Annotated in this window: 15 protein-coding genes and 2 pseudogenes; 14 read left to right on the top strand and 3 right to left on the bottom strand. The window is 68.8% G+C overall.

What is annotated here, in order from left to right; all coding sequences use genetic code 11:
- Window positions 1-387: 387 nt before the first annotated feature.
- Window positions 388-510, top strand: a pseudogene (locus tag LIN44_RS25655) (helix-turn-helix domain-containing protein); the annotation flags it as partial.
- A gap of 214 nt (window positions 511-724) precedes the next feature.
- Here the strand turns inward: LIN44_RS25655 and LIN44_RS25650 are convergent.
- Complete coding sequence (locus LIN44_RS25650) at window positions 725-1,549, bottom strand: substrate-binding domain-containing protein (RefSeq protein ID WP_227315053.1); 825 nt, start codon at window positions 1,547-1,549, stop codon at window positions 725-727.
- 194 nt (window positions 1,550-1,743) lie between these two features.
- Here LIN44_RS25650 and LIN44_RS25645 point away from each other — a divergent pair, with 194 nt between their 5' ends.
- The 5 genes from LIN44_RS25645 to LIN44_RS25625 all read left to right on the top strand — a co-directional run bounded on the left by LIN44_RS25645 (window position 1,744) and on the right by LIN44_RS25625 (window position 6,884).
- Complete coding sequence (locus tag LIN44_RS25645; protein ID WP_227315052.1) at window positions 1,744-2,646, top strand: LysR family transcriptional regulator; 903 nt, start codon at window positions 1,744-1,746, stop codon at window positions 2,644-2,646.
- A gap of 30 nt (window positions 2,647-2,676) precedes the next feature.
- Entirely contained in the window at window positions 2,677-2,880 is a 204-nt protein-coding gene (locus LIN44_RS25640) for a hypothetical protein (protein WP_227315051.1), read from the top strand.
- Between the two features lies 1 nt (window position 2,881).
- Window positions 2,882-3,826 carry a DUF808 domain-containing protein gene (locus tag LIN44_RS25635; RefSeq protein ID WP_227315050.1) on the top strand — a complete coding sequence of 315 codons (945 nt, stop codon included), beginning with the start codon at window positions 2,882-2,884 and terminating at the stop codon, window positions 3,824-3,826.
- A gap of 441 nt (window positions 3,827-4,267) precedes the next feature.
- Window positions 4,268-5,647, top strand: a complete 1,380-nt coding sequence (locus LIN44_RS25630; RefSeq protein WP_227315049.1) for an amino acid permease — start codon at window positions 4,268-4,270, stop codon at window positions 5,645-5,647.
- 76 nt (window positions 5,648-5,723) lie between these two features.
- Window positions 5,724-6,884, top strand: coding sequence for a glycosyltransferase (locus LIN44_RS25625; protein ID WP_227315048.1), 1,161 nt, complete (start codon window positions 5,724-5,726; stop codon window positions 6,882-6,884).
- Between the two features lie 13 nt (window positions 6,885-6,897).
- Here LIN44_RS25625 and hpnA read toward each other — a convergent pair whose 3' ends face one another.
- Window positions 6,898-7,905 carry a hopanoid-associated sugar epimerase gene (gene hpnA, locus LIN44_RS25620; RefSeq protein ID WP_227315047.1) on the bottom strand — a complete coding sequence of 336 codons (1,008 nt, stop codon included), beginning with the start codon at window positions 7,903-7,905 and terminating at the stop codon, window positions 6,898-6,900.
- A gap of 241 nt (window positions 7,906-8,146) precedes the next feature.
- On the opposite strand from hpnA, the gene ispH reads away from it, so the two are divergent.
- The 6 genes and pseudogenes from ispH to LIN44_RS25590 all read left to right on the top strand — a co-directional run bounded on the left by ispH (window position 8,147) and on the right by LIN44_RS25590 (window position 14,951).
- The gene (gene ispH / locus LIN44_RS25615) at window positions 8,147-9,106 is read left to right on the top strand and encodes a 4-hydroxy-3-methylbut-2-enyl diphosphate reductase (RefSeq protein ID WP_227315046.1); all 960 of its coding nucleotides are present in this window, start codon (window positions 8,147-8,149) and stop codon (window positions 9,104-9,106) included.
- 20 nt (window positions 9,107-9,126) lie between these two features.
- Window positions 9,127-10,299: an adenosyl-hopene transferase HpnH gene (gene hpnH / locus LIN44_RS25610; RefSeq protein WP_227315045.1), complete on the top strand. Its 1,173-nt coding sequence runs from the start codon at window positions 9,127-9,129 to the stop codon at window positions 10,297-10,299.
- A gap of 10 nt (window positions 10,300-10,309) precedes the next feature.
- Window positions 10,310-11,455 (top strand): annotated as a pseudogene (hpnI, locus tag LIN44_RS25605) (bacteriohopanetetrol glucosamine biosynthesis glycosyltransferase HpnI); the annotation flags it as partial.
- A 203-nt stretch (window positions 11,456-11,658) separates the two neighbouring features.
- A complete protein-coding gene (gene hpnJ / locus LIN44_RS25600) occupies window positions 11,659-13,083 on the top strand; it encodes a hopanoid biosynthesis associated radical SAM protein HpnJ (protein ID WP_227315044.1) in 1,425 nt (474 codons plus the stop codon).
- 38 nt (window positions 13,084-13,121) lie between these two features.
- Complete coding sequence (gene hpnK / locus LIN44_RS25595; RefSeq protein WP_227316426.1) at window positions 13,122-13,937, top strand: hopanoid biosynthesis-associated protein HpnK; 816 nt, start codon at window positions 13,122-13,124, stop codon at window positions 13,935-13,937.
- Window positions 13,938-13,946: 9 nt separating this feature from the next.
- Window positions 13,947-14,951, top strand: a complete 1,005-nt coding sequence (locus LIN44_RS25590) for a lysylphosphatidylglycerol synthase domain-containing protein (protein WP_227315043.1) — start codon at window positions 13,947-13,949, stop codon at window positions 14,949-14,951.
- A gap of 24 nt (window positions 14,952-14,975) precedes the next feature.
- Here the strand turns inward: LIN44_RS25590 and LIN44_RS25585 are convergent, their stop codons facing one another.
- A complete protein-coding gene (locus LIN44_RS25585; RefSeq protein WP_227315042.1) occupies window positions 14,976-15,620 on the bottom strand; it encodes a phospholipid-binding protein MlaC in 645 nt (214 codons plus the stop codon).
- 180 nt (window positions 15,621-15,800) lie between these two features.
- Between LIN44_RS25585 and LIN44_RS25580 the strand changes: the two genes are divergently transcribed.
- A complete protein-coding gene (locus LIN44_RS25580) occupies window positions 15,801-18,437 on the top strand; it encodes an MMPL family transporter (RefSeq protein ID WP_227315041.1) in 2,637 nt (878 codons plus the stop codon).
- Window positions 18,438-18,475: 38 nt separating this feature from the next.
- Complete coding sequence (locus LIN44_RS25575; protein WP_227315040.1) at window positions 18,476-19,273, top strand: VacJ family lipoprotein; 798 nt, start codon at window positions 18,476-18,478, stop codon at window positions 19,271-19,273.
- Window positions 19,274-19,276: the final 3 nt, after the last annotated feature.

The following is a 19,276-nucleotide window of genomic DNA, read 5'->3' as shown; positions in this document are numbered from 1 at the left end:
AGCCGTGATGGGCAAGGACGCAGCGACTGCGGCACTCGTTCCGAGCGAGAGCAGTTGGCGGCGGGTGATTCCCCCGGGGACAGACAGCGAGGTAGATGCAGGTTTCATGGCATTAAGAACCTTCTTAGTTCGTGCAAGCAAAATGAACGGATAAAGCAACGCCCTCGTCTTCCACTGGATGAATGAATGGCGACGTGATCGGGTCAAGAAAATGGGCTGGCATTGCATCCACCGCCATCGCAATGGACCGATGAATCGATACTTGGCGGGTTGCGTTGAATCCTAGCCGTCATTCTTGGCAGGCACTAGGCAAGCGTGGAGAAACAGCATGTTGTTCGCGCAGCGCCAATCCCCTCGCCTGATTGCGTCTTCCACCAGTGCGCGGCGCTGGCCTATGCCGCGGTGATGGATGCCGTCGCGCGCCACGGCGGCAACAAGAAGCGCGCGGCCGAGCAACTAGGGATCTCTCGCTCGCATCTGTACAAGATCCTGGAGCGCGGGCCGCACGGGTCGCGATCGAAACAGGGTGCCTTCGTGGCCGCGAGTTCGTTGGCGACCTTGACTGCGAACAGATGCAGTGGGCCATCTGTCGGGTGAGCTGTTCAAGTCTATGGCGGACGTCGAGTCGTGCACGTGCCTTGACTGAGGGGGTGTTGGTGGCGGTAGTCGTGCCATGAGTGAGTGCGGCCCAAAGGCAGCCGTAAGTCCCCACAGCCAACCTGGTTCAGCGCCGCTGCGCCTGGCCCAGCGCCGGGGGCTCCGGTGGCGGCAGCGGCGTGGCCACGGGCTCCAGCCCGGTACTGCTGACAATCGATGCCGCCGCCGGCGAGGCCAGGAAACGGATGAAGCGGGAAGCTGCCGCGCTTTGCCGGCCCGCGGCCGTTCCGGCGGAAAAGAACACCCTTTGCTGCAGCTCGGCGGGCAGCGGCCCCACGTAGTCCAGTTCCTTGAACGGCAACAGCTCGCTGACCTGCTGGAAGCCGATCTCGGCATCGCCTCGCGCGACCACGGCGCCGACACGCTCGCTGTAGATCTTGCGCGCCTTGCCCTGGATCTGGTCTGCGACGCCAAGCCGGGGGAACAGCTCGGTGGAGAGGTAAGTCCCGCTGGCGCTTGCGGAATAAGCGATGGACTGCGCGTTGAGCAGCGTCTGCTTCAGCGCCTCGGCCGTGCTGATATCCGGCTTGAGCGTGCCCTTGCGCACGGACACGCCGATCAGCGAGCGCGCCAGGTCGACCCGGCTGCCGACGGCCACCTTGCCCTGCTCGACCAACTTGTCCAGGCCCGAGTCTGCCAGGATCACGACATCGAAGGTCTCGCCTCGCGCCAGCCTGCTGGGAATGGAGTCGGGCGCATTGCCCATTGACGCGCCATAAGCAGTGATGACGCGGTCCTGCGTGGCGGCCTCGTACAGTGGCACCAGTTGCTGGTAGGCCGCGGTAAAGCCGCCCGAGGTAATCACGCGGATCTCGTCGGCCCAGGCCGGCGCCGCCAGCCATAGCAGGAACACCAGCAACGCGTGCCTGGCGGCAAGGATGTTCAGTTTCATGTTGTCTCCTGTGGTTCAGTATCGCGGGCCCTGCGGCGCCTTTGTCGTCTTTCAGGTTCGCGGCCTGCGCAATCGCGCCAAGCTGGCCTCGTAGTTCAGGCGACTTGATAGCCGGCACCACGTTCCAGTCAGGCATTGCAAGGCTAGCCACGGGTGACTATTCTGTGAATTGCAATGTTCTGATTATTTAATGCATGCCGTGCATCAATTTCGCCCTGGAAGACTTGCAGGCTTTTGTCGCCACCGCTGACAAGGGCAGTTTCCGCATGGCGGCCGAGGCGCTGCATATCTCGCAACCGGCGCTGAGCCGGCGCATCGAAAAGCTGGAAAAGACGCTGGGTTCGCGTCTGCTGGACCGGACCACGCGTCGCGTGGAAGTGACCCATGTCGGCCGCCAGTTCCTGGAGGAGGCCCGCGCCGCGCTCGATATCCTCGATAACGCCGTGCTCCGCCTTGGCGACGAAGCGGCGCTGCAACGCGGGCTGGTGACCGTGGCGGCGATACCATCTGCTGCCCTGCATTGCCTGCCCCATGCGATCCGCGCGTTTGCCGGGCGGCATCCTGGCGTGCGCGTGCGCGTGATTGACGAAAGCGCCAGCAGCGTACTGGCCAGCGTGCTGTCCGGAGAATCGGATTTCGGGCTCAACTTCATGGGCGGGCAGGAGCCCAATATCGACTTTCGTGCCATCCGCGCTGAACGCTATCGGCTGGCAATGCGGCGGGACCACGAATGGGCCGGGCGGGAAAGCGTGGCCTGGCAGGAACTGGCCGGGCAACGGATGGTCAGCGTGTCCCGGCACAGCGGCAATCGCGCCCTGATCGAGAACGCCATCGCCCATCTGGAGCGGCGGCCGACCATTCATTACGAGGCCAACCACGTCGTGGGCGTGCTCGCGCTGGTTGAGGCCGGCCTTGGCATTGCCGTGCTGCCTGGCATGGCGGTGCCGCCGGATCATCCACGGCTTTGCGCCATGCCGCTGGTCGAGCCCGATGTCGATCGCGTGCTGGCACTGATACGCCGTCGCGACCGGCCACTGCAGCCCGCTGCGCAGGCGCTGTACGAAACCATCTCGTTGTCGATGGCGGGCGACGCATGACGACGGGGCCGGCCGGTCCGGAACCGAACCATGTTTTACAATCTCGCCGGCTGCACCTGGAACCCGCGGCCCCCGCAGCATTTCCGGCCGGCCGGCACCAGTGAAGACGCCGGCCCGACATTCCACCGCTGCACGGTACAAAACCTGCTTGGCCGGACCAACGACATCGAGGAGCATGACCGAATGACAAACTGGCTGCATCAGCGGCAGCTTTGCCGCGCGCGGAGGTCCTGACATGGCGGGTTCGAGCTTGCTGGTATTGATCGACGACATCGCCACCATCCTGGACGATGTCGCCGTCATGAGCAAAATGGCGGCCAAGAAGACCGCGGGCGTGCTGGGGGATGACCTGGCGTTGAACGCGCAACAGGTCAGCGGCGTGAAGGCGGAGCGCGAGCTGCCGGTGGTATGGGCCGTCGCCCTGGGGTCGATCCGCAACAAGGTGATCCTGGTGCCGGCGGCGCTGGCGATCAGCGCCTGGGCCCCCTGGGCCGTGGTGCCGCTGCTGATGATCGGCGGCGCGTTCCTTTGCTACGAAGGCTTTGAAAAACTGGCACACCGGTTCTTGCATAGCAAGGCCGAGGACGCCGCCCACCACGCGCGCGAAGTCCAGGCCGTGGCGGACCCGGCCGTCGACATGGTTGCCTTCGAGAAAGAGAAGATCAAGGGCGCGGTCCGTACCGACTTCATACTCTCGGCGGAAATCATTGTGATCTCGCTGGGCACCGTCGCCAGCGCGCCCTTCGGCCAGCGGCTCGCGGTCCTGTGCGCGATCGCGGTGATCATGACGGTCGGCGTCTATGGCCTGGTGGCCGGCATCGTCAAGCTCGACGACGCGGGCCTGTACCTGAGCAAGAAGGCGTCGGCGGGGCTCCGCTGGCTGGGGCAAGGTTTGCTGCGGCTGGCACCGTTGCTGATGAAAACCTTGTCGTTTGCCGGCACGGCGGCGATGTTCCTGGTCGGCGGCGGCATCCTGATGCACGGCATCCCGGCGATGCACCACATGACCGAAGCCGCGGCACTGGCTGCGGCGGGGGTGCCGGCGATCGGCGGTGTGCTGGCGGTGCTGACCCCGGTGCTGCTGGACGGCATTGCCGGCATCGTCGCCGGCGGGCTGGTGCTGGCGGCGGTGAGCGTGGTGAAGGCCGGCATGCGGGCGTTGCGGCCTTCGGCGCGCTAGGCCCCGAAAGGAGCAGGCGTCGCCGCGGTGAGCGCGGCGCCCGACGCGCGGCATCCTGCGAGGCCGCGCACTTGGCCTGAAACAGGCGAGTTGTCGCACACCGCGCCCGCAACGAGCCACCCCCACGCATTGCCGCACCATCCGGGCAGGAGATTGCGCGCCACAGTGACCGGCGCGCGCAACCAGCATTTTTTTCTGAATTCCCTGTGGAATTCAGCAACAAATGTCCCTCCGATCTGATTAACCTGCCCGCTATTTTCCGTTTGCAGCGCCTGGCCGGCGGGCAACCGAGCGCGGCGCCTCGCGCAGGCGCCCTTGCGGATTGCTGCCCCTGGCCGCAATCCGGCCCTACCCATGGCCCGATGCAAACGTGAAAACCCGCTACCCGCGCCACCCCACAAGGGCCGCGCGGCCATTCAGATGACACGGAGACAACGACACATGAGTGCAAGCGCAGAACATCTGCAACGCGGCCTGGGCGAACGCCATATCCGGCTGATGGCGCTGGGATCGGCCATCGGCGTGGGCCTGTTCCTGGGCGCCGGCAATGCCATCAAGATGGCCGGGCCCGCCATCATGCTGGCTTACCTGATCGGCGGTGCGGTGATCTTCCTGATCATGCGCGCGCTGGGCGAGATGGCCGTGCACAATCCGGTGGCCGGCTCGTTCTGCCGCTACGCGCAGGACCACATGGGTCCGCTGGCGGGCTACCTGACCGGCTGGAACTACTGGTTCCTGTGGCTGGTGACCTGCGTCGCCGAAATTACGGCCGTGGCGATCTACATGGGCATGTGGTTCCCCGACGTGCCGCGCTGGATCTGGGCGCTGGCGGCGCTGGCGGCGATGGGCTCGGTCAACCTGATGGCGGTCAAGGCCTATGGCGAGTTCGAGTTCTGGTTCGCCATGATCAAGATCGTCACCATCGTGCTGATGCTGATCGGCGGCGGCGCGATGATCGTGTTCGGCTTCGGCAACGGCGGCGTTGCCACCGGCATCTCCAACCTGTGGGCGCACGGCGGCTTCATGCCGAACGGCGCCTCGGGCGTGCTGATGTCGCTGCAAATGGTGATGTTCGCCTACCTTGGGGTCGAGATGATCGGCCTGACCGCCGGCGAGGCGCGCAATCCGAAGAAGTCGATTCCGGACGCGATCAACTCGGTGTTCTGGCGCATCCTGATCTTCTACGTCGGCGCGCTGTTCGTGATCCTGGCGCTGTACCCGTGGAACGAGATCGGCGCGCAGGGCAGCCCGTTCGTGCTGACCTTCGAGCGCCTCGGCATCAAGACCGCTGCCGGCATCATCAATTTCGTGGTGCTGACCGCGGCGCTGTCGTCGTGCAACGGCGGCATCTTCAGCACCGGGCGCATGCTGTACAACCTGTCGCTGCAGGGCCAGGCGCCGGCGGCTTTCGCCCGCGTCGACCGCAACGGCGTGCCGCGCCGCGCGCTGCTGGTATCGATCGCCGCGCTGCTGGCCGGCGTGCTGCTCAACTACCTGGTGCCGGAGAAGGTGTTCGTCTGGGTGACCGCGATCTCCACCTTCGGCGCGGTCTGGACCTGGGCCATCATCCTGGTCACGCAGATCCAGTTCCGCCGCGGGCTGGCCCCCGCGGCGCGCAAGGCGCTGGCGTTCCGCATGCCGTTCTGGCCGTATGGCTCGTATATCGCGCTGGCGTTCCTGGCGCTGGTGGTGGCGCTGATGGCCTACTTCCCCGATACGCGCGTGGCGCTGTACGTGGGTCCGGGCTGGCTGGTGCTGCTGACGATCTGCTACTACGCGCTCGACATGCGCTCGCGCGGGCCGGTCAGCTACCGCGCCTGAGACCGGCGGCTGGCCAGCGCCCGCCGCTGGCCATCGCCTAAAATAGCCCCCGAACCATGCCACCGCAGGGGGCTGCATGACTGAGACCACCGTGCCCGGCGCCGCCATGGCGCTGTCGCTGCTGTCGCTTGCGATCTGGGCCGTGCTGCTGTTCGGGCGCGCCGGTTTCTGGCGCGTACGCAAGCCGCCGGCCGCGCCGGCGCCGGCGCACTGGCCCGCGGTGGTTGCCATCATCCCCGCGCGTGACGAAGCCGATGTCATCGGCAGCGCCGTGGCGGGGGTGCTGGGCCAGCGCTACCCCGGCCCGCTGGCGCTGGTGGTGGTGGATGACCACAGCGCCGACGGCACCGCCGACATCGCCCGCGCCGCCGCGGCGACCACCACGCGCCCGCACGCGCTTACCGTGATCGGCGCGCGCGAGCTGCCGGCCGGCTGGAGCGGCAAGGTCTGGGCCCAGTCCGAAGGCCTCGCCGCCGCCGACCGCATCGCGCCGCAGGCGCGCTATGTCTGGCTGACCGACGCCGATATCCGCCACGGTGCGGGCGTGCTGGCCGCCCTGGTCGCGCGCGCCGAGGCGGAACGGCGCGACCTGGTCTCGCTGATGGTGCGGCTGCGCTGCATCTCGGCGTGGGAACGGCTGGTGGTGCCGGCCTTTGTCTTTTTCTTCGCCAAGCTTTACCCCTTCGCCCGCGTGCGCGATCCGCGCAGCCGCGTTGCCGCCGCGGCCGGAGGCTGCATGCTGGCGCGCCGCGAGGCGCTGGCGCGCATCGGCGGCTTTGCCGCGATCCGCGGCGAGCTGATCGACGACTGCAGCCTGGCCGCGCGCATCAAGCCCGGTGGCGCCATCCGGCTGGACCTGGCCGACGACAGCGTGTCGCTGCGGCCCTATGACGACTGGCGCAGCCTGTGGGACATGATCGCGCGCAGCGCCTATACGCAGCTGCGCCATTCGCCGCTGTGGCTGGCGGGCGCGGTCGCCGGCATGGTGCTGACTTACCTGGTGCCGCCGGTGCTGGCGCTGGGCTGGCGGCTGTGGCCGGCATGGCTGGCCTGGGCCGCGATGGCGCTGGCCTACCTGCCGATGCTGCGCGAGTACCGGCAGCCGTGGTGGCTGGCCCCGCTGCTGCCGGTGACGGCGCTGTTCTATCTGGGGGCGACCATTGACTCGGCGCGGCGCTACCGGCTGCGGCGCGGCGGGCAATGGAAGGGCCGGACCCAGGCGCCAATGCGCCCGTGAGCGCGCCAGGGGCTCACGAGTTGCCCAGGTATCCGTGCGCGCGGAACCATGCCAGCGCGTCGCGCAGCCCCTCCTGGTACGGACGCGGCTGATACCCCAGTTCCTTGCGCGCCTTGTCTGAAGTAAAGAACATCCGGTAGCGGGACATATTGAGTCCATCGACAGTCAGGAACGGCTCCTTGCCGGTCAGCCGCGCCGCCGCTTCCGCGCCGTAGGCCAGCGGATACAGCGGCCAGCGCGGCAGCTGCAGCGTCGGCGCGCGCCGGCCGCACAGCTGGGCGATGTCGCGCAGCATCTGCTGCAGCATCACGTCCTGGCCGCCCAGGATGTAGCGCTCGCCGGTGCGGCCGCGCTCCAGCGCGAGCAAATGCCCGTTGGCGACGTCGTCGACGTGGGCCAGGTTCAGCCCGGTATCGACGAAGGCCGGGATCTTGCCGGTGGCGGCCTCGACGATGATGCGGCCGGTCGGCGTCGGCCGCACGTCGCGCGGTCCGATCGGGGTCGACGGGTTGACGATGACCGCTGGCAGGCCATGGTCGGCCACCCGTTGCTCGACCACGCGCTCGGCCAGCACCTTGCTGCGCTTGTACGCGCCGATGGCTTCATGCGGGCGCAGCGCCGCGGTCTCGTCCACCGGTGCCTGCGCGCCGGCGACGCGCAGCGTCGCCACGCTGCTGGTATAGACCACGCGCTCGACGCCGGCCCGCTGCGCGGCTTCCATCACCGCCAGGGTGCCGTCGACGTTGGTGCGCACGATGTCTTCCGGGTCGCGCGCCCACAGCCGGTAGTCGGCGGCCACGTGGAACAGGTAGCGCACGCCCTGCAGCGCCGCGGCCACCGCGGCGGCATCGCGCATGTCGCCCTGCGCCACGGTCACCGGCAGCCCGGCCAGATTGGTGCGCGGGCTTTGCGGGCGCACCAGCACGCGCACGCGCCAGCCGCGCGCCAGCGCCTGGCGCGCCACCGCCGATCCCAGGAAACCCGCTGCCCCCGTCACCAGCACGTCATCGTTTTTGGTCATCAGCCCGTTTCCCCGTAAGGCGGCATCGGCAGGGCCGGCCCCGCGCCGGTCATGGCGGCGCCAGACAAAGCCGGCGTGTCGGGTATATAGTAACCACCGTGCGAGGAAAATGTGATCCGCGGCGGATCTCCGGTGGGTCTGGCTCGATACCGGGCATCGCTCGGGCATCGCCCGGGCATCGTTTTCCGTTGCGCGATCCCAAACACTGAAACCCGTAGCAAAAGGGTCGGGGGCCTACTCCATGCAGGTGATTCTTGCTCAGCCCCGGGGCTTCTGTGCCGGCGTGGTGCGCGCGATCGAGATCGTCGACCGCGCCCTCGTGAAGCACGGCGCGCCGGTGTTCGTGCGGCATGAGATCGTGCATAACAAGCACGTCGTACAGGGACTGAAGGACAAGGGCGCGCGTTTCGTCGAAGAACTGGACGAAGTGCCGGCCGGCGCGGTGACGATCTTCAGCGCGCACGGGGTGTCGCGCGAAGTCGTCGACGATGCCCGCCAGCGTCAGCTACATGCCATTGACGCCACCTGTCCGCTGGTGATCAAGGTCCACACCCAGGGCCGCCAGTACGCCGCCAGCGGCCGCACCGTGATCCTGATCGGCCATGCCGGCCACCCCGAGGTCGAAGGCACCATGGGCCAGATTCCCGGCAAGGTGATCCTGGTGCAGAACGAGGCCGACGTCGGCAAGCTCGACCTGCCCGACGACACCCCGGTCGCCTACGTCACCCAGACCACGCTGAGCGTGGACGACACCCGCAACATCATCGCCGCGCTCGGACGGCGCTTCAGCAACCTGGTCGGCCCCGATACGCGCGACATCTGCTACGCCACGCAGAACCGCCAGAGCGCGGTGCGCGACCTGTGCAAGCTGGCCGACGTAATCCTGGTGATCGGCGCGACCAACAGTTCGAACTCCAACCGCCTGCGCGAGATCGGCACCGAAAGCGGCGTGCCCAGCTACCTGATCGCCGAAGGCAGCGAGCTGGACCCGGCCTGGGTGCGCGACGCCAACGTGGTCGGCATCACCGCGGGCGCCTCGGCCCCCGAAGCCATGGTCGAAGACGTGATCGCGGCGCTGCGCCGGCTCGGCCCGGTCGAGGTCAGCACCATGGCCGGGCGCGAAGAGCATGCCGAATTCCGGCTGCCCGCCGAACTGGCCGACGTGAAGGCGGCCCCCGCCAACGAGAACATTGCAGGCTGAACCAACCAGAGGAAGCTGTCGTGGCCATTCCGCTCCTGCAGGTTGCCCGCGTGGGCGCCTATATCGTCGGCAAGCACCTGTCGCGGCAGAAACGCTATCCGCTTGCGCTGATGCTGGAACCGCTGTTCCGCTGCAACCTGGCGTGCTCGGGCTGCGGCAAGATCGACTACCCCGACCCCATCCTGAACCAGCGCTTGTCGGTGCAGCAATGCCTCGATGCGGTGGACGAGTGCGGCGCCCCGGTGGTTTCGATTGCCGGCGGCGAGCCGCTGCTGCACAAGGACATGCCGCAGATCGTGCAAGGCATCATCCAGCGGCGCAAGTTTGTCTACCTGTGCACCAATGCGCTGCTGATGGAAAAGAAGCTGGACCAGTACCAGCCCAGCCCGTATTTCATCTGGTCGGTGCACCTGGACGGCGATCGCGAGATGCATGACCGCTCGGTGTGCCAGCAAGGCGTGTACGACCGCTGCGTCGAGGCGATCCGCGCGGCCAAGGCGCGCGGCTTCCGCGTCAATATCAATTGCACGCTGTTCAACGACGCGCAGCCCGAGCGCGTGGCCAGGTTCTTCGACTCGGTCAAGGCGCTGGGCGTCGATGGCATCACCGTGTCGCCCGGCTACGCGTATGAGCGCGCGCCGGACCAGCAGCACTTCCTGAACCGCGGCAAGACCCGCCAGCTGTTCCGCGACATCCTCAGCCGCGGCCGTGCCGGCAAGAACTGGGCATTCAGCCAGTCGACGCTGTTCCTGGACTTCCTCGCCGGCAACCAAACCTACCACTGCACGCCGTGGGGCAATCCGGCGCGCACGGTGTTCGGCTGGCAGCGCCCGTGCTACCTGGTGGGCGAAGGCTATGCCGCGACCTTCCGCGAACTGATGGAAGAGACCGACTGGGACGCCTACGGCACCGGCAATTACGAGAAATGCGCCGACTGCATGGTGCACAGCGGCTACGAAGCCACCGCCGTGGCCGACACCTTCGCGCATCCGCTCAAGGCGCTCGGCGTCAGCCTGCGCGGCGTGCGCACCAGCGGCCCGATGGCGCCGGACATTGCGCTGGACCGGCAGCGGCCGGCCGAATACGTGTTCTCGCGCCACGTCGAGATCAAGCTCGAGGAAATCCAGCGCGCCCGGCCGTCCGCCCGGCAGCCACGGGCGGCCGAGGCGCCTGCCGGCGCCGCCACGCACTGAAGCCATTGCCATGGCCGCCGGACTTGCCAGCATCCTGCCAGGCGCAGCGCTGGTGTGCGCGGCGGCTGGCTATGCACTGGCGGCGGCCTGGCTGTCGCGACGCAAGCCCGCGCCACGCGGCGCCATGGCCGCCACGCCGGTCAGCGTGCTCAAGCCGCTGTGCGGCGCAGAACCCCGGCTCTATGCCAACCTGGCAACCTTCTGCCGGCAGCGGCATCCGTGCTTCCAGCTGGTATTCGGCGTGCGCGCCGCGGACGATCCCGCCATCGCGGTGGTGGAACGGCTGCGGCGCGACTTCCCGGCCTGCGACATCGCACTGGTGATCGACCCGCGGGTGCACGGCAGCAACCTCAAGATCAGCAACCTGATCAACCTGTCCGGCGCGGCCAGGCACGATGCGCTGGTCATCGCCGACAGCGACGTCGCGGTAGCGCCGGACTACCTGGCGCGGGTGACGGCGCCGCTGGCGCAGGCCAGCGTCGGCGTGGTGACCTGCCTGTACCGCGGGCATGCCATCGGCGGCTTCTGGTCGCGCCTCGGCGCGCAGTTCATCGACGACTGGTTCGCGCCGGCGGTGCGCATCGCCCACGCGGGCGGCTCGCGGCGCTTTGCCTTCGGCGCGACCATCGCGCTGCGCCGCGACGCGCTGGCGGCCAGCGGCGGATTCGAGGCGTTGCGGGACCGGCTGGCGGATGACTTCTGGCTGGGTGAGCTGACGCGGCGGCAGGGATTGCGAACGGTGCTGTCGGAGGTGGTGGTGACGACCGATGTCACTGAAAACCGCTTCGCCGACCTGTGGCGGCATGAGTTGCGTTGGCTGCGGACGATCCGCTCGCTAAATCCGGCTGGCTTTGTCCTGGCCTTCATCACGTTCACCTGGCCGGTGCTGACGCTGGGCGCGCTGCTGGCGCCTCTGCCGCTGGTCTTCGCCGTGGCCGCAACCGGCGCTGTGGCGCGCAGCATGCTGGCGGGCAGCATCGCCGCCGCACTGCGTGCACCGCTGCGCGATGCGCTGCTGATGGCTGGATGGGCGGTTGCGCTGAAAGGCAGGCATGTGCAGTGGCGCGACCAGGTATTGTCGGTACGCAGTGGGCAGCACTCCGGGCAAGCGCCCGCCCTCACCCCCGCCCCTCTCCCGCAAGCGGGAGAGGGGAGAAAACCAGCGGCCACGGAACCGCGATCGCTTCATTCGAGAAACGGTGATGCGGGGGCACGTGCCAGTGCGGCTCCCCTTAGCGCGCCAACGGTTTGCTCCCCTCTCCCGCCTGCGGGAGAGGGGCAGGGGGTGAGGGCCGGCGTATCCACGAAGTCCCCACCCCAGCACCAACCCTTCACCGGCACCCCTTCCAAGAGGCCGCTATGAAAAAAACCCTGTTCCTGCAGGCCCCGTCCTTCGACGGCTTCGACGGCGGCGCGGGTTCGCGCTACCAGGCCAAGCGCGAGATCAAGTCGTTCTGGTACCCCACCTGGCTGGCGCAGCCCGCCGCGCTGGTGCCAGGCAGCCGCGTGCTCGATGCCCCGGCCGATGGCCTGACCGTGCAGCAGACGCTGGAGATCGCCGCGGATTATGAACTGGTGATCATCCACACCAGCACGCCGTCCTTTCCCACCGATGCCAAATTCGCCGAGGAACTGAAGCGGCGCCACCCTGACGTGATGATCGGCATGGTCGGCGCCAAGCCCGCGGTCGATCCCGGCGGCACGCTGGGCGCCAGCGACGCCATCGACTTCGTCTGCCGCGAGGAATTCGATTACACCTGCCAGGACGTGGCCGCGGGCAAGCCGCTCAGGGACATCCTGGGGCTCAGCTATCGCCTGCCGGACGGCTCGCTCGAACACAACGGCCAGCGCCCCATGATCGAAGACATGGACGCGCTGCCGTTCGTGGCGCCGGTCTACCAGCGCGACCTCAAGATCGAGAACTACTTCATCGGCTACCTGAAGCATCCCTACGTGTCGATCTACACCGGCCGCGGCTGCCGCTCGCGCTGCACCTTCTGCCTGTGGCCGCAGACCGTGGGCGGCCACCGCTACCGCACGCGCTCGGCCGCAAGCGTGATTGCCGAGGTGAAATGGATCAAGGAGAACATGCCCGAGGTCAAGGAGATCATGTTCGACGACGACACCTTCACCGACTTCAAGCCGCGCGTGGAAGAGATTGCGCGCGGGCTCGGCCAGCTCGGCGTGACATGGTCGTGCAACGCCAAGGCCAACGTGCCGTACAGCACGCTCAAGATCATGAAGGACAACGGGCTGCGCCTGCTGCTGGTGGGCTACGAGTCCGGCGACGACCAGATCCTGCTGAACATCAAGAAGGGCCTGCGCACCGACATCGCGCGCCGCTTCACCGAAGACTGCCGCAAGCTCGGCATCCAGATCCACGGCACCTTCATCCTGGGCCTGCCGGGCGAGACCCGCGAGACCATCGAGAAGACCATCGAGTACGCCAAGGAAATCAACCCGCACACCATCCAGGTCTCGCTGGCGGCGCCCTACCCCGGCACCACGCTGTACCGGCAGGCGGTGGAGAACGGCTGGCTGGAGGAGAACAAGGTCATCAACCTGGTCAACGACCAGGGCGTGCAGCTGGCGGCGATCAGCTATCCGCACTTGTCGAAGGAGGACATCTACCACGGCGTGGAGACCTTCTACAAGCGCTTCTACTTCCGCCCCGGCAAGATCTGGGAAATCGTGCGCGAGATGCTCGGCAGCTGGGACATGATGAAGCGGCGCCTGCGCGAAGGCGTGGAGTTCTTCCGCTTCCTGCGCTCGCACGAGGCCTGATCCTGGCCCGGGCGCTTTCCAAGGCGGCGCGACGCGCGCTGATCGTCACCGCCGACGACTTCGGCCTGCACCCGGCCGTCAACGAAGCGGTGGAACTGGCCCACCGCGACGGCGTGCTCAACGCCGCCAGCCTGATGGTGGGCGCGCCGGCGGCGGCGGATGCGGTGGCGCGCGCGCGCCGGCTGCCGGCGTTGTGCGTGGGCCTGCACGTGGTGCTGGCCGACGGGCCGGCCACGCTGCCGCGCGCGCGCATTCCAGCGCTGGTCGATCAGCACGGCCGCTTCGGCTCGGCCATGGCGCGGGACGGCTGCCGCTTCTTCTTTCTGCCGGCGGTGCGCCGCCAGCTCGCCGCGGAAATCCGCGCGCAGTTCGAGGCTTTCGCCGCCACCGGCCTGCGGCTGGATCACGTCAACACGCACAAGCATTTCCACCTGCATCCGACCGTGCTGTCGCTGATCCTGTCGATCGGGCGCGAGTACGGGCTGCGTGCGATGCGGCTGCCGCGCGAGGCGGGCGCGCCGTGGCTGCTGCGCCCGTGGCTGGCGTTGTTGCGCCGCCGGCTGGACCGCGCCGGCATTGCGCACAATGACTACGTGGTCGGCATCGCGCGCAGCGGCCAGATGGACGAGGCCGCACTGCTGCAGGCGCTGGCGCAACTGCCCGCGGGCGTGGGCGAGATCTACCTGCATCCGGCGGTGGTGTCCGGCGCGGCCATCGCTGCGTCAATGCACGGCTACCGCCACGCCGACGAACTGGCCGCGCTGCTGTCGCCGCGCGTGCGCGCCGCGCTGGAGCAGGCGGCCCACCGGCGCGGCGGCTTTGCCGATGTGCTGGGCAGCAGGACACTCTGCTGACGATTGCCGATGAAACGCCTGGCTTACCTGACCGGACTGCTCGGGCTGCTGGCGCTGACCGCGCTGGTGATCCACCAGGGCGCGAGCGATATCGCAGCGGTCATGGCCCGGGGCGGCTGGCCGCTGTTGCTGCTGGTGCCGCTGCACGCGCTGCCGCTGCTGCTCGACGCGCAGGGCTGGCGCGTGCTGCTGACCTCCGCCGATCCCGACGAACGTGCCGGCGTCGGCTTCCTGTGGTGGGTCGCCGCGGTGCGCGAGGCGGTGGGCCGCCTGCTGCCCACCGTGGGCGTCGGCGGCGAGCTGGTCGGCATCCGCCTGACGCGGCTGCGCATCCACGACACCACCGCGGTCACCGCCAGCGTGGTGGTGGAAGTGATGGTGACGATGTTCTCGCAGTACCTGTTCGCTGCCGCCGGCGTGCTGATGCTGGTGGCCGCGCTGCAGCAGCGCGCCGGCGCGTGGATCATCCTGGCCGGCCTGCTGCTGTCGCTGCCGGTGCCGGTGCTGTTCGCGCTGTCGCTGCGCCACGCCGGCTTGTTCGAAAAGCTGGAAGGCGCGGCGCGCCGGCTGTTCGGCGCCGACCACCGCGTCGTCGCGCTGATCGACGGCGCGCGCCTGGACGCGCAGATCCGCGCGCTCAACCGGCGCCACCGCGAACTGGCGAAAGCCCTGGGCTGGCAACTGGCCGGACTGCTCAGCGGCACGCTCGAGATCTGGCTGGCGCTGTGGCTGCTGGGTCATCCGGTGCCGTTCTGGCAGGCGCTGGCGATCGAGTCGCTGACGCAGGCCGCGCGCCACGTGGCGTTCTTCGTGCCGGCCGGGCTGGGCGTGCAGGAAGCCGTGATGATGCTGCTGGGCCAGGTGCTGGGAATGAGCGCGGAGGTGGCGCTGGCGCTGGCGCTGGTCAAGCGCGCGCGCGAGATCCTGTTCGGGGTGCCGGCGCTGCTGTCATGGCAGTGGGTGGAACTGCGCCGCTGGCGGCGCGGCGGGGAGCGCGAACAGCGCGCGCCCTAGCGCGCCGCAACGTCGGCAGGCCGTTCAGATCTCCGCCGCCTGGCGCGCGTTGTGCGTGGTCAGGTACTTCACCAGGCCGTCGACGCCGTTGCGCGCGACGATGTCGGCAAACTGCTTGCGGTACACCTCGATCAGCCACGCCCCCATCATGTTGATGTCATAGATCTTCCAGCCGGTCGCGGTGCGCTGCAGCCGGTAGTCGATCTGCATCTCGTCGGCGTTGTTGATCACGCGTGTCTGCACCACCACATCGGCGGCGCCGCTGGCGGCCCTGGCCGGCTGGTAGCGGAACCTGACGTTCTGCTCGCGCAGTTGCGCCAGCGAGACCGCATAGCTGCGCACCAGCAGCGTCTGGAACTGTTCGTACAGCTGTTGCTGCTGCTCCGGCGTGGCCGTGCGCCAGGCGCCGCCCAGCGCCAGCCGCGTGGTGCGCTGGAAATCGGTGTAAGGCAGGAACTGCTTCTGCACGACCGCGGTGATCTTGCCGAGGTCGCCGGCGCGGGTCTCGGGCTGCGACTGGATGGTACCGATCACGCCCTCCACCGCGGCCTGCACCAGCCGCTCGGGGCTGGCGCGCAGGTCGCCGGGCTGGACTGCCTGGGCGTGCACGACGGATGCCATGGCCAGCGCCGCGAGCGGCGCCACGGGAAGCAAACGGTGAATCGTCATGGATGCAAGAGCGGGGAAATGACGGAGGACGGTGAAGCGGCAGCGCCGCGCTACATCGCCGGCACCGGCTGACAGTGTATAGCGGATCCGCCCGCATCGCGGCCGCTCCGGCGCCGCATGGCGCATGCGGCACCGCGCCAGCCGATATACTCGCGGTTCGTGCTCCTTCCGGATCCGTCCATGCTGACCTCGCTGCTGACACGCATCGTCCGGCTTGCCACCGCCTGGCCGTGGCGCGTCATCCTGCTGGCGGCATTGCTGACGGCGGCCAGCGGCATCTACGTAGCCCGCAACTTTGCCATCAACACCGACATCGGCCGCCTGCTGGACTCCGACGCGCCGTGGGCGCTGCGCGACGAGGCCATCGCCAAGGCCTTTCCGCAGCGCGGCCAGATGATCCTGGCGGTGGTGCAGGCGCCGGCCGCCGAGCTGGCCGATGCCGCCGCCGATGCGCTGGCCGATGCCTTGCGCCGGCAGCCGGCGCGTTTCACCGCAGTCAGCCAGCCCGGGGGCGGCGCTTTCTTCGCGCGCAACGGCCTGCTCTTCGCCGGCACCGATGAAGTCCGCCAGCTGACGCAGCAGTTGACGCAGGCGCGCCCGCTGGTCAACGCCCTCGCGCACGACCCGACACTGCGTGGCCTGTCCGATGTGCTCACCACCACGCTGGCGCTGCCGCTGCAGATGGGGCAGGTCAAGCTGGGCGACATGGCCGGTCTGCTGGGCAGCAGCGCGCGCACGCTGGACCAGGTGCTGGCCGGCAAGCCCGCCGCGCTGTCGTGGGCGGGGCTGCTCGACGACAGCCTCAGGCCCGGCGCCGACGGTCAGGTCTACCGCTATGTCGCGCTCAGCCCGGTGCTCGACTACAGCGACCTGAAAGCCGGCGCCGCGGCCGCGCGCGCGATCCGCCACGCCGCGGACGAGCTGCAGCTGGCACAGCGCTACCAGGCGTCGGTGCGCCTGACCGGACCGCAGGCGCTGGCCGACGATGAATTCGCCTCGGTCAGCGACGGCGCCCTGCTCAACGGCGTGCTCACGGTGCTGGCGGTGGTGCTGATCCTGTGGCTGGCGCTGCGTTCGGCGCGGCTGATCGTGGCGGTGCTGGCGAGCCTGTTCGCCGGGCTGCTGATCACCGCCGCGCTGGGCCTGGCCATGGTCGGCGCGCTGAACATGATCTCGGTGGCCTTCGCGGTGCTGTTCGTCGGGCTGGGCGTGGACTTCGGCATCCAGTTCGGCGTGCGCTATCGCGCCGAGCGCCATGACCGCGACCATATCGTCGATGCGCTGGGGCTGGCCGCCCGTGCCGTCGGCGCGCCGCTGGCGCTGGCCGCCGCGGCCACGGCGGCGGCGTTCTTCTGCTTCCTGCCCACCGACTACCGCGGCGTGGCCGAACTGGGCCTGATCGCCGGCGTCGGCATGATGGTGGCGTTCGCCACCACCTTTACGCTGCTGCCGGCGCTGATCGCCGTGCTCAAGCCGGGCGGCGAATCCGTGTCGCCGGGCTTTGCCTGGCTGGCGCCGGCGGACCGCTTCTTCGACCGCTACCGCAAGCCGGTGCTGGTAGTCACGCTGCTCGCCATCCTCGCGGGCGCGCCGCTGCTGCCGCACCTGCGCTTCGACTTCGACCCGCTGCACCTGAAGGATCCGCAGTCGGAATCGATGGCCACGCTGCTGGCACTGAAGGACGCCCCGCAGGCCGGCACCGACGATGTCAGCGTGCTGGCGCCGTCGCTGCCGGCCGCGCACGCGCTTGCGGGCCGGCTTGCGGCGCTGCCCGAAGTCGCGCGCGCGGTCACGCTGCAGAGCTTTATTCCCGACGACCAGCCGCCCAAGCTGCAGGCCATCGGCCAGGCCTCGGCCGCGCTGATGCCGGCGCTGGCGCAGCCCACCGCGACGCCCGCTACCGACAGCGCGCGCGTCAATGCGCTGCGCAACGCCGCGCGGCAACTGGCCATCGCCGCCGACGAGCATCCCGGCCCGGGCGCCGCCGAAGCCGCGCACCTGTCCGCCACGCTGAAAAAACTGGCCAGCGCGGACCCGCCCACGCGCGACCGCGCCGAGCGCGCCATCGCCCTGCCGTTGCAGCTGGCGCTGGCAAAGCTGAAGCTGGCGCTGGCGCCGCAGGCGGTCAGCCAGCAGACGCTGCCGCCCGAGCTGGTGCGCGACTGGATTGCCCCGGACGGGCGCGCGCTGGTCAACGTCAGCCCCAGGCTGCCGCCGCCCGCCAGCGCGCAGCGCGAAGCCGCGCTGGCGCGCTTCATCGCCGCGGTGCAGCGCGTGGTGCCCGAAGCCACCGGCGGACCGATCTCGATCCGCGGCTCCGCCGATACCATCATGAGCGCCTTTGCGGAGGCTGGTGCCTGGGCAGTGCTGTCGATCACCATCCTGCTGTGGATCACGCTGCGCCGCTTCGGCGACGTGCTGCGCACGCTGATCCCGCTGCTGGTGTCGGCCATCGTCACGCTGGAACTGTGCGTGGTGTTCGGCATTGCGCTGAACTTCGCCAACGTGATCGCGTTGCCGCTGCTGCTGGGCGTGGGCGTCGCCTTCAAGATCTACTACGTGATTGCGTGGCGGCATGGCAAGACCCAGCTGCTGCAGTCCAGCCTGACGCACGCCGTGCTGTACAGCGCCGCGACCACCGCCGTCGCCTTCGGCAGCCTGTGGCTGTCGCAGCATCCCGGCACCGCCAGCATGGGCAAGCTGCTGGCGCTGGCACTGGCCTGTACGCTGGTCGGTGCGGTGTTCTTCCAGCCCATCCTGATGGGCCGTCCGCGCGAAGATGGCCATCATGGGCCGGACCAGCCGGCGCTGCCCTGAACCGCTTCCCGCTCGCGCGACCGACTCTGTTTGCCTCGATGCCTGTTCCGCTTCGCCTTCCGACGCTCGCCACGACCGTCGTCGCCGCAGCCGCGCTCGCGGGCTGCGCTACCGGACCGCAAGCCAGTCCGGACGATCCGCTGGAACCGATGAACCGCGCCATCTTCACCGTCAACGACAAGGTGGACCAGTATGTCGCCGTGCCGGTGGCCAAGGGCTACCAGGCGGTCACGCCGGCGCCGGTGCGCACGGCGGTCAGCAACTTCTATTCGAACCTCGCCGACATCGGCAACTTTGCCAATAACCTGCTGCAGGGCAAGGGCGTGGCAGCAGCGGAAAGCTTCATGCGGGTAGCGATGAATTCCGTGCTGGGCCTGGGCGGGCTGATCGATCTGGCCACGCCCGCCGGGCTGCCGAAGCACTCGCAGGACTTCGGGCTGACACTGGGCACGTGGGGCGTGCCGTCAGGGCCGTACCTGGTGCTGCCGCTGTTCGGCCCCAGCTCGTTGCGCGACGGCGCGGGCCTGTATGTGAATTTCTGGTTCGATCCCACCACCTATGCCGAGCCGGCGGTGCGCAATTCGCTGTACGGGATGAACGTGGTCGACGTGCGCACCAACCTGCTGGGCGCCACCGACCTGCTCAAGCTGGCGGCGCTGGACAAGTACGCCTTTGTGCGCGACGCGTACCTCCAGCGGCGCCGCTACCTGCTCGGAGAAAACACCGCGCTGCCGGACTACGGCGACGACGAGGATCAGCAGGACACCGGCGCGGCGCCCGTATCGCCGGCCCCCGCCGGAACGCCGGCGCCCGCGCAGCCGCAGGCGCCGCGCTGAGGC

Origin of the sequence: Cupriavidus sp. MP-37 (assembly GCF_020618415.1) — a bacterium.
GTDB lineage: Bacteria > Pseudomonadota > Gammaproteobacteria > Burkholderiales > Burkholderiaceae > Cupriavidus.
This window is presented reverse-complemented; position numbering and strand designations above follow the sequence as displayed.